This window comes from Olivibacter sp. EAT-5 (genome assembly GCF_044784325.1).
Lineage (GTDB): Bacteria > Bacteroidota > Bacteroidia > Sphingobacteriales > Sphingobacteriaceae > Olivibacter > Olivibacter oleidegradans.
In genome coordinates this window covers 6141150-6160985 of record NZ_CP173028.1, presented here as the reverse complement: position 1 = coordinate 6160985, position 19836 = coordinate 6141150, and the positions used below count along the sequence as shown (strand labels likewise).

The 19836-nt window shown below is 42.2% G+C and carries 18 protein-coding genes and 1 pseudogene; 12 read left to right on the top strand and 7 right to left on the bottom strand.

Features of this window, described 5'->3' with window-relative positions; all coding sequences use genetic code 11:
- Positions 1-67 precede the first annotated feature (67 nt).
- Positions 68-1639, top strand: coding sequence for a glycoside hydrolase family 172 protein (locus tag ACH11B_RS25950; protein WP_377611191.1), 1572 nt, complete (start codon positions 68-70; stop codon positions 1637-1639).
- 84 nt (positions 1640-1723) lie between these two features.
- A complete protein-coding gene (locus ACH11B_RS25945) occupies positions 1724-3367 on the top strand; it encodes a 2,6-beta-D-fructofuranosidase (RefSeq protein ID WP_377611189.1) in 1644 nt (547 codons plus the stop codon).
- Between the two features lie 166 nt (positions 3368-3533).
- Here the strand turns inward: ACH11B_RS25945 and ACH11B_RS25940 are convergent, their stop codons facing one another.
- The gene (locus ACH11B_RS25940) at positions 3534-4538 is read right to left on the bottom strand and encodes a terpene synthase family protein (protein WP_377611187.1); all 1005 of its coding nucleotides are present in this window, start codon (positions 4536-4538) and stop codon (positions 3534-3536) included.
- Positions 4539-5682: 1144 nt separating this feature from the next.
- Positions 5683-5778, bottom strand: a pseudogene (locus tag ACH11B_RS25935) (hypothetical protein); the annotation flags it as partial.
- A gap of 398 nt (positions 5779-6176) precedes the next feature.
- Between ACH11B_RS25935 and ACH11B_RS25930 the strand changes: the two are divergent.
- The 7 genes from ACH11B_RS25930 to ACH11B_RS25900 all read left to right on the top strand — a co-directional run bounded on the left by ACH11B_RS25930 (position 6177) and on the right by ACH11B_RS25900 (position 10458).
- Positions 6177-6506 carry a helix-turn-helix transcriptional regulator gene (locus ACH11B_RS25930; RefSeq protein WP_013667996.1) on the top strand — a complete coding sequence of 110 codons (330 nt, stop codon included), beginning with the start codon at positions 6177-6179 and terminating at the stop codon, positions 6504-6506.
- Between the two features lie 37 nt (positions 6507-6543).
- On the top strand, positions 6544-7107 hold the full coding sequence (locus tag ACH11B_RS25925) for a DUF6428 family protein (RefSeq protein WP_377611184.1): 564 nt from the start codon (positions 6544-6546) through the stop codon (positions 7105-7107).
- Between the two features lie 13 nt (positions 7108-7120).
- Positions 7121-7612, top strand: a complete 492-nt coding sequence (locus ACH11B_RS25920; RefSeq protein ID WP_130856715.1) for a GNAT family N-acetyltransferase — start codon at positions 7121-7123, stop codon at positions 7610-7612.
- A 17-nt stretch (positions 7613-7629) separates the two neighbouring features.
- Positions 7630-8067, top strand: coding sequence for an arsenate reductase ArsC (locus ACH11B_RS25915; protein ID WP_130856716.1), 438 nt, complete (start codon positions 7630-7632; stop codon positions 8065-8067).
- A complete protein-coding gene (arsB, locus tag ACH11B_RS25910) occupies positions 8054-9112 on the top strand; it encodes an ACR3 family arsenite efflux transporter (RefSeq protein WP_130856717.1) in 1059 nt (352 codons plus the stop codon). Before ACH11B_RS25915 ends, arsB begins: the two co-directional genes overlap by 14 nt.
- Positions 9113-9417: 305 nt before the next feature.
- Entirely contained in the window at positions 9418-9981 is a 564-nt protein-coding gene (locus tag ACH11B_RS25905; RefSeq protein ID WP_130856718.1) for an AraC family transcriptional regulator, read from the top strand.
- A gap of 258 nt (positions 9982-10239) precedes the next feature.
- Positions 10240-10458 carry a heavy-metal-associated domain-containing protein gene (locus ACH11B_RS25900; protein ID WP_130856719.1) on the top strand — a complete coding sequence of 73 codons (219 nt, stop codon included), beginning with the start codon at positions 10240-10242 and terminating at the stop codon, positions 10456-10458.
- A gap of 154 nt (positions 10459-10612) precedes the next feature.
- Here ACH11B_RS25900 and ACH11B_RS25895 read toward each other — a convergent pair whose 3' ends face one another.
- Together ACH11B_RS25895 and ACH11B_RS25890 are read right to left on the bottom strand one after the other, a co-directional pair.
- Complete coding sequence (locus tag ACH11B_RS25895) at positions 10613-11056, bottom strand: SRPBCC domain-containing protein (protein ID WP_130856720.1); 444 nt, start codon at positions 11054-11056, stop codon at positions 10613-10615.
- Positions 11057-11381: 325 nt separating this feature from the next.
- The gene (locus ACH11B_RS25890; protein ID WP_377611181.1) at positions 11382-13733 is read right to left on the bottom strand and encodes an ABC transporter permease; all 2352 of its coding nucleotides are present in this window, start codon (positions 13731-13733) and stop codon (positions 11382-11384) included.
- 253 nt (positions 13734-13986) lie between these two features.
- Between ACH11B_RS25890 and ACH11B_RS25885 the strand changes: the two genes are divergently transcribed.
- Together ACH11B_RS25885 and ACH11B_RS25880 are read left to right on the top strand one after the other, a co-directional pair.
- The gene (locus ACH11B_RS25885) at positions 13987-14988 is read left to right on the top strand and encodes an aldo/keto reductase (protein ID WP_149106049.1); all 1002 of its coding nucleotides are present in this window, start codon (positions 13987-13989) and stop codon (positions 14986-14988) included.
- An 80-nt stretch (positions 14989-15068) separates the two neighbouring features.
- The gene (locus tag ACH11B_RS25880) at positions 15069-16589 is read left to right on the top strand and encodes a GH3 auxin-responsive promoter family protein (protein WP_377611179.1); all 1521 of its coding nucleotides are present in this window, start codon (positions 15069-15071) and stop codon (positions 16587-16589) included.
- Here ACH11B_RS25880 and ACH11B_RS25875 read toward each other — a convergent pair.
- The 3 genes from ACH11B_RS25875 to ACH11B_RS25865 all read right to left on the bottom strand — a co-directional run bounded on the left by ACH11B_RS25875 (position 16581) and on the right by ACH11B_RS25865 (position 19367).
- Positions 16581-17192, bottom strand: coding sequence for a hypothetical protein (locus ACH11B_RS25875; protein WP_165447006.1), 612 nt, complete (start codon positions 17190-17192; stop codon positions 16581-16583). The two genes, ACH11B_RS25880 and ACH11B_RS25875, sit on opposite strands and share 9 nt — an antisense overlap.
- A 359-nt stretch (positions 17193-17551) precedes the next feature.
- Positions 17552-18400, bottom strand: a complete 849-nt coding sequence (locus ACH11B_RS25870) for an oxidoreductase (RefSeq protein ID WP_130856724.1) — start codon at positions 18398-18400, stop codon at positions 17552-17554.
- 64 nt (positions 18401-18464) lie between these two features.
- The gene (locus ACH11B_RS25865; RefSeq protein ID WP_130856725.1) at positions 18465-19367 is read right to left on the bottom strand and encodes an AraC family transcriptional regulator; all 903 of its coding nucleotides are present in this window, start codon (positions 19365-19367) and stop codon (positions 18465-18467) included.
- Between the two features lie 191 nt (positions 19368-19558).
- Here ACH11B_RS25865 and ACH11B_RS25860 point away from each other — a divergent pair, with 191 nt between their 5' ends.
- Positions 19559-19795 (top strand): hypothetical protein, encoded by a 237-nt coding sequence (locus tag ACH11B_RS25860; protein ID WP_130856726.1) that lies wholly within the window; start codon positions 19559-19561, stop codon positions 19793-19795.
- Positions 19796-19836: the final 41 nt, after the last annotated feature.

Genomic DNA, 19836 nt, shown 5'->3' with positions numbered 1-19836 from the left:
TACGTCATTCATGGCATATAAAATGAATTTGTCTAAGTTTGAAAAAGGGAACCAATAAATAAATCAAATGAAAACTAAAATTCTTTTACTGATTTGTGCAACCATTGGTTTTGCAGTCCGTTACGGCCATTGTCAGGAAGTGGTCAATACGGAGAAGTTATTGCAGGAGATGCGTGAGGTTGAGGAGGTTGCTCGCTATCCCGAACCTACATATACATTAAAACAAGTAAGCAGTTATGACAGAAGATCCACCGTGCGCAATAGGGCGGGATGGTTTGCAAATAGTGATTTTAATCAGTTTATCCGTCGGGAAGAGCATGAAGGACGAGAAGAGCATGTGATGATGGACGCTGAAGGCCCAGGTGCAATTGTCCGTTTTTGGCTCACCTGTTTGGAAAAACCCGGAACGATGCGTTTTTATTTTGATCATGAAAAGGAAGCTAGGATTACGGTTCCCGGGTTTGATTTATTGAAGGCAGGATTGGGGTTGGGGCCGGCATTGTTGAACCCGCATACGAATTATGATCCGCGGGGAAAGGGAGGGAATACGTTATATTTACCTTTGGTTTATGCGAAGCATTGCAAAATAACATGGGAGTTTGCTGATAGTGCAAGTAAAAAGAAGCCTCATTATTATCAGATCAACTACCGAACATATCCAAAAAATATAAAAGCCGAAACGTTTTCCTTTGAGCAGTTACGACGATTAAAAAAAGAAATTGATAATACAGAAAGTGTCCTTTGGAACCCATCGGCAAATTTTAGCGTAACGGATTCTATCTCAAAAAAATTGAACCCTGCGGAGGAATGTGCGCTGAATTTAAGGGATGCTCATAAGGCTATTCGTCTGCTTAAAATCCAAATGAGTAAGTTAAACCGCGATCAGGAGGCGCTCTGGAGGAACGTGGTATTAAAAATATCCTTTGATGGCAAGGAAACGGTATTGTGCCCCTTGGGTGATTTTATAGGTAGCGGCTATGGGGGGAGTGATATAGCAAGTTGGTACAGAACGCTCGCAAATAAACAAACGCTCGTCTCACGATGGGTGATGCCTTTTCAGAAGTCGGCAGTGATACGCTTAATCAATAACAATAATTTTCCTGTTGAATTAAGTCTTTCAGTTGGAACGGATGATTTTAAATGGGATGAACGAGCAATGTATTTTCATGCCTTCACAAAAATGGAAGAACAGGTATGGGACGCTAAATGGGATTATGATGTGGAGAAGAACCCGAAAGGGGATGCCCGCGCACCGATTGACTGGAATTTCATTGCGATCAAAGGTAAAGGGGTATATGTTGGTAATACCTTAGCGACGCTGAATCATATGAATTCATGGTACGGGGAAGGGGATGCTAAAGCTTATGTCGACGGGGAAGCTTTTCCGTCTGAATTTGGTACAGGATTGGAGGATTATTACAACACCTCATGGGCGCCGGTGGTTATTTACCAAACACCTTTTGCCAATGCAACACGGGCGGATCATACTTCGTCAACAGGACATAATACATTTACCCGGACGCGCATACTGGATGCCATACCTTTTAGTAAGCAATTTTCATTTGATATGGAAATGCTCAGCTGGGATAGTGGTTATGTGGATATTGCGGCAACAACCTATTGGTATGCCAGGCCTTGATGTACGGGCGATGATAATAAGAAGCAATAAATAAAGAATGACTAGCCTTTGGCTCGACTTAATAAATGATAAAAAAACAAACAGATGAGAACTTTTGCGATCAAATTTTTAACAATAGCCCTGCTGTCGATTAACTATCTTCCATTAAGTGCAGGTGAAATTGAAATCAAAATCAATAAGAAATACCTTAACTTTCCGGTATCACATAAGGAAGAGCGCCGGAAGATGACTTTCAGTGTGGATGGTAAAGCTGATCTTTCGGTGGTTATTAGACTGACTAAAGCTACACCTGATTATTGGGTTTTTAAAGATGTTTCGGATTTGCGAGGAAAAACATTGAAGATAAGCTATGAGGGTGATGAGGCAGGACTGGCGAAAATTTATCAGAATGATAAACTGGCTGGACAAGATAGCCTTTATAAAGAGAAAAATCGGCCACAGTTTCATTTCACGACCCGCAGGGGATGGATCAATGATCCGAATGGTTTACTTTTTTATGAGGGGGAGTATCATTTGTTTTACCAGCATAATCCTTATGAGAATGAATGGGAGAATATGCACTGGGGGCATGCAGTGAGTAAAGATTTGGTACACTGGACGGAGTTGCCGGATGCACTTTATCCGGATGAGCTGGGAACGATGTTTTCAGGTTCGGCTGTAATCGATTATAACAATACAGCTGGTTATAATAAAGGTAAAACGCCCGCTATGGTAGCTGCTTATACGGCAGCCGGGCCGGATAAGCAGGTGCAGTGTATTGCCTACAGCCTCGATAAAGGGCGGACGTTTACAAAATACGAATCGAATCCAATCATTGATTCCAAAGCGAAGTGGAATAGCCCGGACACGCGCGATCCGAAGGTGTTTTGGTACAAGCCGGGAAAACACTGGGTAATGGTGCTTAACGAGCGGGATGGTCATTCTATCTATACGTCTAACGATTTGAAAAAGTGGAACTACGAAAGTCATGTTACCGGTTTTTGGGAGTGCCCCGAACTTTTCGAACTGCCGGTAGATGGGGATATGAATAATACCAAATGGGTGATGTATGGAGCTTCCGGTACTTATATGCTGGGGTCTTTTGATGGGAAAGTGTTTAAGCCGGAAGCTGGTAAATATGTCTATACAACAGGATCAGTTTATGCAGCACAAACCTTTACGGATATGCCGGACGGACGACGTGTGCAAATTGGCTGGGGACAAATAACACATCCCGGTATGCCTTTTAGAGGGATGATGCAATTGCCAACGGAGCTAACGCTGCGCAATACGAAAGAGGGTCCTCGCCTTTTTAGTCGGCCCGTTAAAGAAACGGAACAACTTTTTACATCGGTTCGGAAGGAAACGAACTTAACAACCGAACGTGCTAATCAATTGCTTGCATCATATTCGGAGGCGGATGGCTTGCGCGTGAAGACGACCATTAAATTGTCTCATGCCACTAGTGCCGGGCTTAATCTTTTTGGGCAACGAATTGTAGATTATGATTTGAATTATAATAAACTGAATGGTCTGTTTTATTCGCCGAACGATCCAACCAGTATGGAAATTTCGGCCGATATTTACATCGATAAAACCAGCGTTGAAGTATTTATTGATGGCGGTGCCTACTCTTATTCCATGCCTAGAAAAGCGGAAGACAATAATAAAGAGGGCTTTCATTTCTGGGGAAATAATATTGAGATAACTGATTTGGAGATCTTAAACGTTCGATCTATCTGGAATTAGGGATGATGTTTGTGACCTGCTAGTAGTGCTAAATAGTTCAGTCGGTAAGTAGTAAAATAGCGCTAATAACGTGGCTGCGGCACCACTGAAAACCAAAAACAGGGAATTAGTAATGCCAGCCGGTAGGCATTACTAATTTTCTTAATACTTAAATATAAATGTCGCTTTATTCCGGGCTTTGGTATTCGGGTTCTACATAGCCACCCGGAACGTAGCGGGATTTATCATTGGTATGCCAGGCGTATACGCCTTGTATCATAATCCCGATTGAATATACGTAATCATAGGCAAGTTCCTGCCACTGCCCGAAATTTGGTAAGTGCTCGTGTAGTATCTTAAACTCGTTTAGAAGCTTATTATGATAATCCAGGGCCATCTTATAGGCTTCTTCCCATGATACGTCATTTTCATTGTGTATAACTTTTACGATATTGATGACATCACCTTTCCGACTCAACTCCTTCGGTAATGAGATTATGTCGTTATGCACGCCGATCATAAGGGCTGCCAAGGTGTGCAAGCTCAAAATATGGGGATGTTCTAACACCTCATCGGGCAAATTGCGAAAATCTTTTTGCATGGCTACATATTTACAAAAAGGTAAACCGCCACTGGTATCTTCGCGAAGTACCAAATAGACTGGGAATGGGGGTATAGTATCAGCCTTCATATAGCGTTTTTCATCCTGATAACCGATTAACAGGGTATGAATACTAGCTATGAATTTATCATACAGCCGCTGTGGCATGCCACATTTAATGGCCCGTTGCCTTATTAAGTAGAACTGACGGAATATGCCGAAGTCTGTAGGCTCTTCTTTCTCTTGTCCACTGAGTATGGCCATACTCCGTTGTCTTATGCGACACATTTCTTCGTAGCTACAATGGTCAAAATAATCATCCATCATGGCTCCATTGGCTGCGAAACTTGCGATCGGAAATAGCTCATCCAGCGTTTTTAAGAAGGGTAAACCACGGGCTGCTATATCTGTCAGCACATGCTTTTTGTGTGTTTCGCGTGCTTTCTCGGAATGAAAGGTATAATCTGTATCGATCCAATTATAATATATTTCCCGCATCTCTTGCGCAAAGGGAGAAATTAGATTAGGGAAAGGATATTCAGGACGTTGCATGTTCTGGAATAATGCGTAGAATTCTTGTTCCTTTGTCATTGTGTCGAGTTTTTAACGATTTAAACATGCCGCAGCTGCTCTGTTAACAGCACGATTACTATTCCATAAAGAAACTTACGTTTATAATATTAAGTAAATATAATTATCTATTTATTAAAAAAGGAAAGTTCATTCTGTTCATTTTGTTCGATGTCAGTGAGAGCCGTTGGTTGAGTAGCTAAGTAGTTGAGTTGTTGAGTGGTTAAGTAGTTGAGTTGTTGAGTAGCTAAGTTGTTAAGTAGTTGAGTGGTTAAGTAGTTGAGTTGTCGAGTGGTTAAGTAGTTGAGTAGTTAAGTGGTTGAGTCGTGAGTTGTCGTTGCAAGTGATGAAATCACACGGGGCTCTCGCGGGTAGTACAAAACGGCCTTCTAGGGTGAGCGTAAAGAAAATTCAATTAGAAGGGTAGAAAAAACGTTATGCGAAGAAGTGGAGGGAAAGAAATGAGGATTGGGGCGGCTCCGCAGAACGGCGCGGGGCAATTGAATTTTTAGCGAAACCTAGACAGCCTTGACTTTTGGTTCTTTTTGTCAAGAAAAAGAACAACAAATAATATTAATTAGAAATAATCATGAAATCCTTAGAAGGAAAGCCGACATCCGAAAGCTGATACAAATGATGAGTGATGAATTTCAGTTGTGAGGATAGTTAACTAGTTGAGTAGTTAAGTGGTTAAGTTGTTGAGTGGTTAAGTAGTTGAGTAGTTAAGTGGTTAAGTAGTTGAGTTGTTGAGTGGTTAAGTAGTTGAGTTGTCGAGTGGTTAAATGGTTGAGTAGTTAAGTGGTTGAGTCGTGAGTTGTCGTTGCAAGTGATGAAATCACACGGGGCTCTCGCGGGTGGTACAAAACGGCCTTCTAGGGTGAGCGTAAAGAAAATTCAATTAGAAGGGTAGAAAAAACGTTATGCGAAGAAGTGGAGGGAAAGAAATGAGGATTGGGGCGGCTCCGCAGAACGGCGCGGGGCAATTGAATTTTTAGCGAAACCTAGACAGCCTTGACTTTTGGTTCTTTTTGTCAAGAAAAAGAACAACAAATAATATTAATTAAAAATAATAATGAAATCCTTAGAAGGAAAGCCGACATCCGAAAGCTGATACAAATGATGAGTGATGAATTTCAGTTGTGAGGATAGTTAACTAGTTGAGTAGTTAAGTGGTTAAGTAGTTGAGTTGTTGAGTGGTTAAGTAGTTGAGTTGTCGAGTCGTTAAGTAGTTGAGTTGTCGAGTGGTTAAGTAGTTGAGTTGTCGAGTGGTTAAATAGTTGAGTAGTTAAGTGGTTGAGTCGTGAGTTGTCGTTGCAAGTGATGAAATCACACGGGGCTCTCGCGGATAGTACAAAACGGCCTTCTAGGGTGAGCGTAAAGAAAATTCAATTAGAAGGGTAGAAAAAACGTTATGCGAAGAAGTGGAGGGAAAGAAATGAGGATTGGGGCGGCTCCGCAGAACGGCGCGGGGCAATTGAATTTTTAGCGAAACCTAGACAGCCTTGACTTTTGGTTCTTTTTGTCAAGAAAAAGAACAACAAATAATATTAATTAAAAATAATCATGAAATCCTTAGAAGGAAAGCCGACATCCGAAAGCTGCTAGCACTATTTGCATCTTAAAAATATTTATCGTAATATTGCAATAAATAATAAGATCATGGGCGTTACCAGAACAGAAATATTTACGGAAGAGCAGAACAGAATAGCTGTTCTTTTGAAAGCAATGGCCCATCCCGCCCGTATTGCCATCTTGCAATACATCATGGCTTCAAAGACTTGTATCAATGGGGATCTGGTGGAAGAGCTGGGTTTGGCGCAAGCAACTATATCGCAGCATTTAAAAGAACTTAAAACAGCGGGATTGATACAGGGTACCATTGAAGGGGTCAGTGTCTGCTATTGCATTCACCCTGAAAATTGGCAGCTGCTGAAAGAAACAGTAGGCGCTTTTTTAAATGGATATGTGCCGAACAACGAGTGCTGTTAAAAAAATTTTTACCTATATATCGTTAAATTGCAATATTATGAATACGACGGAACTAATGACTTGGGGCGATTTCAAATCCCAATTGACAAGGAATGTAGAGGCTATTTTACAATTTCAGTACGCCGAAGATAAATGGGTGGATGCCTCATACCATATCACCGAGATTAAACAAGCGCCTATTACTTCGGTTGATTGTGGAGGTGTGATGAATGCCTGGACGGAGATTATTGTGCAGCTTTGGGAGCCGGCTTCGGACGGTTCGGAAAGGGCCATGAAGGTGGGTAAAGCCTTGTCGATTATTGAATTGGTAGAGAAGTCCCTTCCTTTAAATCCTGGCGGTATTGTTAAGATTGAATTTGGTAATTCGGAATTTGATACCCGTCAACTATTTCCGGGGAACTTGATTTTGAAAGGTGAAAACCTCGTAGTTGACCTTATTCCGGATGCTACGCAATGCAAAGCGATTGGGCGTGGTGGTAGTTGTGGTCCGAAGGATCAGAACGGAACATGCTGTGTGCCCGCTCAGGAAGAAGAAAGCCAAAATAGGATGGTCAATCTAGCGACTATCCAAAGTTGTACCCCCGGATCCGGATGCTGCTAAAACAAATTAACTAATGGAAATTAGTATCATTACTGAAACAGACTGGCCCGCAGTGCGCGCTATTTATCTACAGGGAATAGCAACTGGCCAGGCAACTTTTCAAACAGAAGCACCAAGTTGGGAGGATTGGGATCGATCGCATCTCAGGCATTCTCGTTTTTTAGCAAGCGTTGATGGGAGCGTTGCGGGATGGGCGGCTCTTTCTCCGGTTTCAAGTCGTTGCGTTTATGCCGGTGTGGCGGAAGTAAGTGTATACGTACATGAAGATTACCGTGGAAAAGGTGTGGGTGATTTGTTGATGAATACACTCATAGAAAGTAGCGAAGCGCAAGGTCTCTGGACTCTTCAGTCCGGTATTTTCCCGGAAAATGAGGCAAGTATTCGCCTACATGAAAAGCATGGCTTTCGGAAATTGGGCTATCGGGAAAAGGTTGGTAAACACGAGAATACGTGGCGCAATACGATATTAATGGAACGTCGGAGTAAGACGGTAGGAATTGACTAAATAAAACAAAAAGAACAATGAAGAAAATTTTGGTATTATGTACCGGCAATAGCTGCCGCAGTCAGTTGGCAGAAGGTTATTTACGGCATTTTGCGCAAGGAAAGGCTGAGGTATACAGCGCGGGAATTGAAACGCACGGCGTTAATCCGAAAGCGATACAGGTCATGAAAGAGGACGGTATCGACATCTCCGGGCACACCTCCAATCATGTAGATGAATACAGCCATATTGATTTCGATTATGTCATCACCGTGTGTGACAATGCAAAGGAAAGCTGTCCTTACTTCCCTACCAAAGCGAAGCAGTTTCATCACAATTTTCCCGATCCGGCAAAGGCGGTGGGCACTTCAGAAGAAATCCTGAACGAGTTCCGGGCGGTCAGGGATCTGGTTAAAGCCTATATGAAGGATTTTATCGATGAACATGTTAATAACGAACGATATGTCAGCGAATAATTGCGCACCGATTGCCGGCCGTAAACAGTTAAGCTTTCTTGATCGTTATCTGACTTTATGGATTTTTCTCGCCATGGCCATAGGTGTTGGAATGGGTTATTTTATTCCGTCTACAGCGGCTTTTATTAATTCGTACTCGAGTGGCACAACAAACATTCCCTTGGCGATCGGCTTGATATTAATGATGTATCCGCCTTTGGCAAAGGTGAAGTATGAAAACTTAGGGAACGTATTTAAAGATGTAAAGGTGCTCAGCGTCTCGCTGATTCTAAATTGGCTAATAGGCCCGCTACTGATGTTCTTTTTAGCCGTCACGTTTTTAAGAGATTATCCCGAATATATGATTGGCTTGATCTTGATCGGTTTGGCGCGTTGTATTGCTATGGTGGTGGTTTGGAATGAACTTGCTGAAGGAAACCGAGAATATGCAGCGGGGCTAATTGCGCTTAACAGTATATTTCAGGTACTGTTCTATAGCGTATTCGCTTATATTTTTATTACGGTACTCCCTCCTTTATTCGGAATTGAAGGGGCAGAAGTACACATTACCATCAGCGAAATAGCCAAAAGCGTAGGTATTTATCTGGGGATTCCTTTTGCCATGGGACTGATCAGTCGCTACGGGCTGATTGCTATGAAAGGAGAGCAATGGTTTCAGGAAAAGTTTCTGCCTTTTATATCACCTATTACGCTGATTGCCTTGTTATTTACCATCGTGGTCATGTTCAGTCTAAAAGGCGAATTGATTGTGCAGATTCCGATGGATGTGGTTCGGATAGCCCTTCCTTTGGTTATTTATTTTACTTTTATGTTCATTTTCAGTTTCATGATCGGCAAACGTTTCGGAGCGGATTATTCAAAAAACACGTCGATCGCTTTTACAGCAACCGGAAATAATTTTGAGCTGGCTATTGCTGTAGCGATTGGGGTGTTCGGGATCAATTCGGGCCAAGCCTTTGCGGGAGTTATCGGCCCCTTGGTAGAGGTCCCCGCATTGATTGCCCTGGTTAATCTCGCATTTTGGTTTAGAAGGAAATATTATTGAGTTTTAGTTGAGTTGTTGAGTCGTTGAGTAGTTAAGTAGTTGCGTAGGCTTTTCGTAAGTGATGAATGAATTGTGGAATAGTTGATAGTGAGTGGGGAATAGTTAATCGTTAACAGTGAGTAGGGAATAGTTAATAGTGAGTAGGGAATAGTTACTAGGAGCTTTATGGGGCGTAAGACATGTTCTCAACTAACAGGTTCCCTTGTTCACTGAGGCAGTTGGATGGAGTGGATGAGATATGAATGTGAATGTTGAGTAGCAGGCGCACCTTGTTTTATTTCGTTAGTTTGCAGTTTAGAAAGGGTATGAATACATTATTTGTGAAAAATATGGTCTGTAACCGTTGTATTATGGTGGTACAGCATGAACTGGATAAACTTGGCATCGCCGCTAAAAGCGTCAAATTGGGTGAGGTTAGTCTTACTGATGAATTATCGGTTGAACAGAAAGATGCATTAAAGCAGGCTTTGAATCCCTTAGGCTTTGAGTTAATTGACGACAAAAAAAGCCGCACCATTGAGAAGATAAAGAATATAATTATTGATTTGGTTCATCACAGGGATAATGATGCTAAAACGAATCTTTCAGATGTGCTAAGCGACAGATTGAACCATGATTATAATTACTTGTCTAACTTGTTTTCTGAAGTAGAAGGGACGACGATCGAAAAGTATTTTATTGCGCAAAAAATAGAAAAAGTAAAGGAGCTGCTGGTATATGATGAACTGTCGTTGAGCGAGATTGCTTACCGTCTGAATTATTCGAGTGTTGCCTATTTAAGTAATCAGTTCAAAAAAGTAACCGGACTTTCCCCAAGCCATTTTAAACAAATACGCGAGGATAAAAGAAAGCCTTTGGATAAAGTGTAATAATAGACTCTCCACTCCTTCAATTTAACAATCATTGCCGAAATTCCATAAGAAATAATGCGCCTCAGGGCTTGATGAACGATTTTTTTTAAGCCGATGGCTACCTGTGCAGCAAGGATATGACGTTGCCACTAATAACTTGGAATAACATCGAGAAACTAACAGTAAATCTCATAAATCAAACAAGAAATTGTACAACAAGGGGCATCAACATTGTACCGAAATTTGGCGTATTAAATAACACTAAATTTTAAAACAATGGAGAACAAAGAATATCAATTCAAAACCAATCTTAACTGTGGCGGATGTGTATCAAAAGTTCAACCGGATTTAGATAGTGCAGACGGTATCTGTCACTGGCATGTTGATACAGATAATGCAGACAAAATCCTTACCGTCAGTTCGAAGGGCATTACAAAGGATGAGGTAGTCGCGATCATCCAACGCAAGGGTTTCAAAGCCGAGCCGATAGCCTAACGATTTCGAAAGTAGTTTGAATGAGTAGAAATAGTTAAGTAGTTAAGTAGGAAAGTAGTTTTACCAGCAACCTTCGAGAATGTCCGGCCGTTAAGAGCCGGACATTCTTTTTTAATCGAACCAAACGTCGTTATCTAAAAGAAGCGAAGGGAAACTATTGTTCCGAGAGTGTTTTAACGGTTTCCAGTCCTTCGGTAAACCCTTTGCTCATCATATCCACCCATTCTTCTCCCACTTGTACGGACGCTTTCAGTGTAGTGAAGCCGTTGGTTTCAGAAAGGTGATATTCTTCTAATGAGCCTGCCCAGCTTTTAACCTGCTCGCTGGTGGTGTCTTCTTTACCATCCATTATTTCTCCAACGTGCTCGAATACCACGTCGTAGGGTTCGTTTTTACTTTTAATGGTACTTACCATGCCGTTGCCATTGTTATCCAGGAAAAGTGTTCTACCACCTACCTGCCAATCGCTTTGCATGCGGGAACCGCCATTTGGATTAAAAGCGTTTGTCCATTTTGAATAGGTGTCGTCATTCCAAAGTACATCCCAAACTTTTTGGGCGGGTGCTTTAATTTCTTTTGTGAATTCTAATGTTCTCATAAGTTTATTTTTATTTTATTTCAGACCCATTTTATTAATAACAAAACTATCGAAAAATTGAAAGAGATATTAGGGTATAAACGTCAAATTGTGAGGGGGATTGCGACTTATTGCAGGTGCCGGAGTTGTTGAGTAGCTCAGTGGTTGAGTTCTAGAATTGTCGTAATAGCAATAGTGCCTACATACAGGCAGGCTAGCTGACTGCCGATATCCGAAATCCATAATTAGCCAATGAGCCGATTAGCCAATTTGATGATGGGGCCGGCACTGCCTAAAGCCGAAGGCTGACTGCTGAAAGCTAATTTCTAAAACCTATTAACTAACCTTACTCCTCTTTTATTGCCTTAATTGGATTGCCGGTAGCGGCGATGAAGCTACGGATAAAAACAGTAGTCCCGGCAATAAAGAGCGTAACCAGCAAGCCGACCATAAAATGTAAAGGGCTTATTTTAATCTGATAGGCAAATTCTTGTAGCCAACTGTGCATAGCGTACCAGGCAATGGGTACGGCTATTACGAAGGAGATGCCGATCAATATGACAAAGTCTTTTAAGAAGAGCAGCACAATATTGTTTACTGATGCACCCAACACTTTGCGGACACCAATCTCTTTTACACGTTGAACGGCCATTAATGACACTAATCCGAGCAGCCCTACGCAGCTGATAAGAATGGCAATAAACGTAAACACTTTAAAGGTATTATAGAGTGTTTGCTCGCGTTCATATAATCTTGCAAGCTTATTATCAATGAATTCATAATTGAATAAAGATTCGGGATTGAGCACTGACCATTCTTTGTTGATGGACGCGATGGTCTGTTTGATGTGGTTCGATTGAAGCTTCACACTTGCTTGCTGAAATCTTTCAGGATTGTAATAAAGAAAGCAAGCCCTGATTTTTTTGTGCTTGGATTCGCTTTGAAAATCGGCCACCACGCCCTGAATTTCTGCCCGACGATCGCCTACTGTTATCTGCTGTCCCAACGCATCATTATAATTTTGTATTCCTAATCGGTTTACAAGGGTTTTATTGACGACAATTCTCAAAATACTGTCCTGCGGCATAATGCTCTTGGTAATAGGTGATCCAGCCAACATTTTTAATCCAAACATGGAAAAATAATTTTCATCTACCACCTTCATTTCGGTTACATCTACTTCTTGCATGCCCAAATTCGGCGCAGAAAAAGGCATATAATTATTGTTGTAAGCCGGCGCAACGGAAGCAAAACTAAAGTCTTTAACACCGGGTTGGTTTGAAAGTAGCTGACGCAATCCCTCGGGGTTTTTTCCCATATCAAAAGTGATAATGGATTCTTTATCAAAACCAATGTCTTTATTAAGAAAGAAATCCATCTGCTTGGCTACAATAAAGGTGCTTATAATGAGCAATTGAGTTACCAAAAACTGAATACCGATCAGTCCTCTTTTTAAGATGGTAGTTCCTTTAACGGCAGTTGAGAAAGACGACTTTAAAATCTGCAATTGATTGAAACGCGACTGGATCAAGGCGGGGTATACGCCGGAGATCAAAATCGCGAATAGTGAAATAATAAAAAGGCCAATAAGAACATCTATGTGTAAAAGCTGATTGGCGTTGATACGGGTACCAAAGAATCCTTCCGTATAAGGGATAAATAACAATAGACAACCTATTGCCAGTCCTAATGCAATGATCACTTGAATGACTATTTCTGAGAGCGCACTTTTAATAATCTGAATGGGCTTGGCACCGATTACTTTTCGGATGCCCACATCTTTGGAGCGTTTTAAAGCAAAAGCGGTAGCCATATTTACAAAATTAATGCAGGCGATTACTAAAATGAATAAACCAACTGCTGCTAAACCGTATATGCTTTTTTTAGACCGCGGCATACTGGTCTGGTTGAGATATCGTTGATCGTAATGTATATCGGTTAATGGTTGTAACAATAGCGTAGCTTTTTCTTTTTCAACGGCTTCGCGCCAATTTTTTTTAATAAAGGCCGGAAGCCTTTGTTCAACAGTGGCGGCGGATAGTTTTTCAGGTAAAGTAACGTATAGGTATCCTCCTTGTATCGACCAAAAATTGCTCGTTTCATCATGGAATGTTGCCCAAGAGACCAATGATTTAAAGGTTAAATGGGTATTACCGGGTAGGTCTTTAATAAGACCGGTTACCTTCAGTTCCCAATCGTTATCCATACGGATGGTCTGCCCGATAGGGTTCTGATCTCCGAAATATTGTTTTGCGGTGCTCTCGGTAAGTACAATCGTATTCGGTGCTTCCAAGGCTGAATTGGGATCACCTGCCAACCAAACTAAATCAAATATCTTGGCAAATTCATTATCGGCAGCGGCAACGTCTTTTAGGATAAAACGTTCGTGATTGATCTCGATCATACTTTCTCGCCAATAATAGTATTGTGAAACGTGTTCCAGCTCAGGAAAATCATTTCTGAGGGCGGGTGCAACGGCAAATGAAACACTTGGATTATAATCCAAACCCAACGACGTAACCCGGTAAGTTCTGGCTGCTTGCTTATGATATTGATCATAACTAAGCTCATTCCGAACAATGAGAAAGATTAATATGCAAGAGGCAAGCCCTAAGGCCAAGCCGAAAATATTAATGGCAGCATAAGATTTATAACGAGCTATGGATCGTATCGCTATCCGAAAATAATGTCTGAACATATCGTAATAAATTGGATTGCTAAAATCAGCTCAAATAGGAAGCCATTTTATATAAACGATTGTAAGGCGATTCAAAGGCCATTTTATGCTGAAACGCTGTACGAATATGAACACTTGTTGTTCGGTTTTGTTAATAGGACGGTGGTTAAGTGGTGGGTAGGACTTTCCGGCAAGCAATTAAGTGAGACTCGAGAAAAACAATTAGGTTTTTAAATGGTAAATAAAAGGGGGAATGTAAAACGGAATAAACATTATGAAAACATGGATTAAGGAAGGTGCTTTTCACCTGAAAGAAAAACTAGGGCTAGGTGGTGTCGCTATCGGTACAGCGTTTGAAAAAATAAGCCATGACCAAGCGCAGGAAGTTTTAGCAAAGGCTTGGGACGTAGGTATACGTTACTACGATACTTCGCCTTGGTATGGGCTCACTAAAAGTGAGCGGGCTTTCGGAACGTTCTTAGGGGATAAAGTACGGGAAGATTTCGTTTTTTCTACTAAAGTAGGTCGGCTTTTCCGCGAGGTCCCTGAAAAGCAAGTTCCACCTACCATGTGGCAAGATCCTTTGCCCTATGATTTTGAACATAACTATACTGCGGACGCAGTGAAGCGATCGCTGGACGATAGTTTGAAACGCACAGGATTAGATCGGATTGACATCGTTTTCGTGCATGATTTATCAGAAGATCAGGTGGGCGATCGATATCCTTATTTCCTGAAACAGGCGACAGAGGGCGCCTTCAAGGTGTTAAGCGATTATCGGGATCAGGGCATTATTAATGCTTGGGGTATGGGCGTTAATCAGATAGAGCCCATTCTTGATTGCATCGAGCGGGCCGATCCGGATATCTGCTTATCAGCCACGCAATATTCTATTCTGGCACATGAAGACGCCGTTGACCGCCTTTTGCCTGCCGTAAGAAAGGCCGGGGTACAACTGGTATCGGGTGCGGGCTATAATTCCGGATTTATAGCTGGACGCGATCGTTATAATTATAAAGAAGTTATTCCAAAAGGCTTCCGAGAAAAAAGGGATCGCATTGATGCGATTGCCAGGCGCCATGGGATTGACATCATCACGGCCGCCCTCCATTTTGTACTGGCAGCAGACGAGTTTGTATCCATCATCCCGGGCGCCAGCAAACCTGAACAGGTAATATCAAATGCGAAGGCTTTGGAAACACCGGTTCCTACCGCTTTTTGGCAAGAACTAAAAGCGGAAGGTTTGTTGTACGAGCAGGCGCAGGTACCGGTATAGCCATCACTGATGAGTTTTAATCGGGAACTAACAAAAATAATGTTGCCACAGTAGTGGCGTAACTGATTGATCAAATTTCTATGGCCATCATAGGTAAAATCATTAAGCAGGCAATTCATCTTTCGGATGCGATTGGTACGGAAGCCGACCCAGTGAAAGAACAAAATCGGGTATTGGGAAAACTTTTGGAAAAAGCCCAGCTTACCGCTTTCGGAAAACAATATGATTTTCAAAAGATCTTAACGCACAAATCTTTGATTCAAGCTTTTCAACAGGCGGTACCGATTTTTGATTATGATAAGTTGTATGCTGAATGGTGGCATTACCTACTGGCGGGACATCAAAATGTTACCTGGCCGGGTGGACAGTCGTACTTTGCTATAAGCAGCGGCACCACAAGCAACAGTAAATACATACCTGTAACCGAGGATATGCTGGAAGCGATCCGTAGAGCGGGCATCCAACAAATAACAAGCTTAAAGAACTTTGACCTCCCACCCACATTTTTTGAAAAGCAAATATTGATGCTCGGTAGCAGTACTAACCTGATTCAAAAGGATGATCACCTGGAGGGGGAAATCAGCGGGATCAGTGCGGCAAATATTCCTTTTTGGTTTAGAAAGTTCTATAAGCCCGGAAGCGAAATTGCTTCGCTGGATAACTGGGAACAGAAAATAAGACAGATAGCAGAGCGGGCGCCCGAGTGGGATATTGGTAGCATTACGGGTATTCCGTCATGGACGGAACTGATGTTAAAGGAAATCATTTCTTTTAATAAATTGAATACCATTCATGACGTATGGCCGAATTTGGCAGTATATACTTCCGGTGGCGTGGCCTTTGAACCCTATCGGAAGAGCTTCGAGAAACTAGTTGCGAAACCACTTGTCTATATTGATACTTATTTGGCCTCCGAAGGCTACCTGGCTACACAAAAACGTCCGGACGCCGACATGGCTTTGATTACGGATAATGGCGTATTCTTTGAGTTTGTGCCCTTCACTGAGGCAAATATGGAAAAAGACGGGACGATTAAACCGCAGGCGCAGGTGCTAAGTATTGCGGAGGTAGAAGAGAACGTGAATTATGTTCTCCTTATTTCGACCGTAGCGGGCGCTTGGCGCTATATGATTGGCGACACCGTGATGGTGACCAACAAAGAGAGAATGGAGATTAAGATAAGTGGGCGTACCAAGCATTATTTAAATGTGGTGGGTGAGCAATTATCCGTTTACCAAATGAATGAAGCGATGCGTTTGGTGGAAAGGGAATTTAATACCACGATTGAAGAATTCACGGTTGCGGCTTTGGTGAACGATGGCGATTACAAAAATCGATGGATTCTGGGAACAACTAACCTATCGGCTGATGCCACGAAAGTAGCCGATTACCTGGACAATCAATTACGTGCTTTGAACAAGAACTATGATGTGGCAAGAAACAAGGCGCTAAAATCGGTAGAGGTAAAACTGGTTCCTATTAACCATTTTTATGAGTGGAGTGCACAAACCAAGAAGCTCGGTGGACAGGTGAAGATACCAAGGGTGATGAAAGATAACGAGTTTTTGGCCTTAGAGAAGTTTTTGAATGCTTTAGGGTAGCTCCCGCTCTTCCTCTAATGCTTTAACTTGTTCTACAATTTCATCGGGCGAGGTATATAATCGGGCAATTCGATCTTTATAAGCTTGTGGTATATCCGCATGTTCGAGAATAAAGCGTTTTGTTTCTATGATATAGGCGCCCAAACCATGGTTTACCGCAAAGGTATCAGCGATAAGTTCCGCGCGCTGAATGAACTTTTTTGAAAGCAGGTAGGAAATCCCAAAACCAATTATGCTCCAGGTACTTCTTGATTCATAATCCATAATATGCCCAAGTTCATGGCCAATCCATCCAATTATAATACTATCGGGGAGTTGATGGATCGGGATAGCGGTATGGGTGAGCCGAAACAGAGCGCTGATATTTATTTTGTAGATTCTGTTTTCTTTTCTCCGGAGCAATGATAAGGCCGCCGGTTGGGCTTGCATAACCGATTTTTTGATGTGTTGTTTAAATTCGAAGCGAATATGGGTGTCCTGAAGTTCCGGATAATAGGAAAGGGCTTTCAGTACATTTGCTTCAATAATTTTTGGAATCTCTTTATTTTTCTTGAAGTCGGCAAAGGAGGCGGTGTTACTGTTCAGCTGTAAAAGGTGGGTCATAAGTATAATATTGATAAAAGCACACATAATCCGATTATTGATTTGTATTCGAAGCGCGAATGCTTCGTCGCGGGTCATAACAAAAAAGCCGTCGGCTACTTTATTAACCAGCGGCTTTCCGAAATGTTTCGCGGAGCTAACGGTGATTGAAGTGGACAGTGGATAATAAGTCGATGTGACGAGGTTTTAAGCGAAGAATTATGAATTCGGAGTGATGAATAGTGGCAGTTGCAGTAGTACTACGCCGCTGATTGTTAATAGCCAAGAGAAATGATGCTTGCCTGCCGACAGGCAGGAGCTATGAGCGATAAGCTATGAGGTGCCTAACGCTTATAGCTTATCGCCAGCTTGTTGTAAACTTAATAATCAGTCGATTTGGTCAGAGCTTCCCATTGTTTATAGCTGGAGGCTAGGAGCTCTAGCTTACTAAAGGCACGTGCATAAGCATCGCTGCCCAGCAGTAAGTATACAGGCGGTTCGGGCATTTCAGCGAGCTCGATCATCGCCTTTGCCGCCTTTTCAGGATCGCCGGCCTGATGACCGTTCATCTGGGTATAGCGTTCATGTGAAGCTCTGATGTTAGCGTAAGCATCGATTTTTCTTTCTGACAACACAAGCGAATCGGTTTGCAGGAAATTGGTACGGAAGGCTCCCGGTGCAATAACCGTTACCTTGATGCCTAGCTCTTTAACTTCATCGGCCAATACTTCACTTAAACCGATTATGGCATGTTTTGCTGCGCCATAAACCGACCAGCCAATAGCCGGTGCAATACCTGCAATAGAGGAAATATTGATGATATGCCCTGAAGCTTGTGCGCGTAGGATGGGCAGTGCATGACGAATGACATTAATCGTTCCGAATACATTAATATCAAAACTGTCACGCGTTTCCTTGTCCGTTAATTCTTCGATACTACCGCCAATACCATAGCCGGCATTATTCACAACTACGTCTATTTGGCCGAAGGTTTGATGAGCCTGCCGGATGGCTGCGGCTACATCTTGATCACTGCTCAGATCTACCTGAAGTGGAAGAAAGGCTTCGCCTTTAAAATTTATCGCATTAATCAAGCTTGTGCTGTTTCGGGAAGTTGCAACCACTTGGTGGCCAATCTGTAATAATTGTTTCGCTAAAGCGAGTCCGAGGCCTTTAGAGGCCCCTGTAATAAACCATACTTTCTTATTTTCCATATTGTTTGTATTCATATGGCAAAGGTATAACGGACACAAGCGTAGCTGTTTGGGTGAATCAAACGGATGCTATTGAAATTCAAACAAGTCGGATGGAAGTAGGTGTAACTTTAGTTTGTTTCTTAAAGAAAGAGGTAAAATAGGACGGATGGGCGAAACCGAGGCTATAACTGATCTCGGAGATATTCCAGTTGGTATGTTTCAATAATGCCGTGGCTTCGGCTGCCATGCGCTCGGCGATGTGAGCGGTGGTTGTTTTTCCGGTTGTTAGTCGAACCGCACGGTTGAGATGGTTTACGTGTACGCCTAGCTTGTCAGCGAAATCACTTGGCGATCGCATTTGAATGGGCTGACCGGGTAAATCGATCGGAAACTGGCGTTCCAGTAAAGCCATAAATATGGAAGTGATTCTCGCATTGGTGTCCGGATGGTGGTATAGCTGTTCATGCGGTTCCATTTTCATAGCGCAATGAAGCAGTTCGGATACATAATTACGCAGCAGGTCGTACTTAAAGCGATAATCCGAATGCATCTCGTTCAGCATTTTCTCAAATAGGGTAGCTACTTCTAATTCCCGCGTTTCGTTTAAAGCATATACGGGTTTTCCGCCAGGTGTGAACATTGGCAAATCGTGGATTCCCTTTCGAAAACTTTCCGTGTAAAATGATTCTTTAAAAACGCAAAAGAATCCGGTGGACTGTTTATCTAAACGCTCAAAGCGATAGGGGACAGCCGGGTTGAAAAAAAGGAGTGTGCTGCCGGCAAAGGCGATGCTTTTATCGGCATAATGACAGCGGTGTTGCCCGTTAATAAGCATAATCTTGTAAAAGTCGTACCGAGCATAGGGCGAGGCCGCTGTACTGCTATTTCTACTGTCCGTTAAGCGGAAAACGTTAAAAGCTTCCACACCATTCGCGGATAGCGAAGGGTTTTTGTCGAATTTGCGGGCATAAAATGCTTCTAGACTTTGGATAGCTGGCATATACAAAAATACAGATTTTATCGTATTTCTTGGTTTCAACTTTATTGCGCGCGCTGTTTTCTCACTTATTTACAAAATAAAAACAGTCGCAACTATCTTTCTGAGGTTTTGTTAATTACATAATTTACCAGATCCATGAAGTTGTTCTTTTAAGGATCGGGTTTTTACGGATGTTGTAAAAAATGTAGGAAATGGAATACGAAGAAATACCGGTAGCGATTACACCACTTGAAGAAAGACGTTTTGATTTTGATTTGACGGAGAACCAGTCTTTCAACTATTATAGAATCACCTGTGATGGAAAGGTGCTTTACATTGACGAAAACTTCGACTATATTGAAGGGGATATGCCCGTTGAATGGCGAAAGCCTGCCATTGCGCGTTTGCAAACGCTTATCAAGGCAAGGGAACATCCTGATGGTCCGTGACCAAGGGATAACGGGACAGGATTCAGTGATAAGTTAAGAAC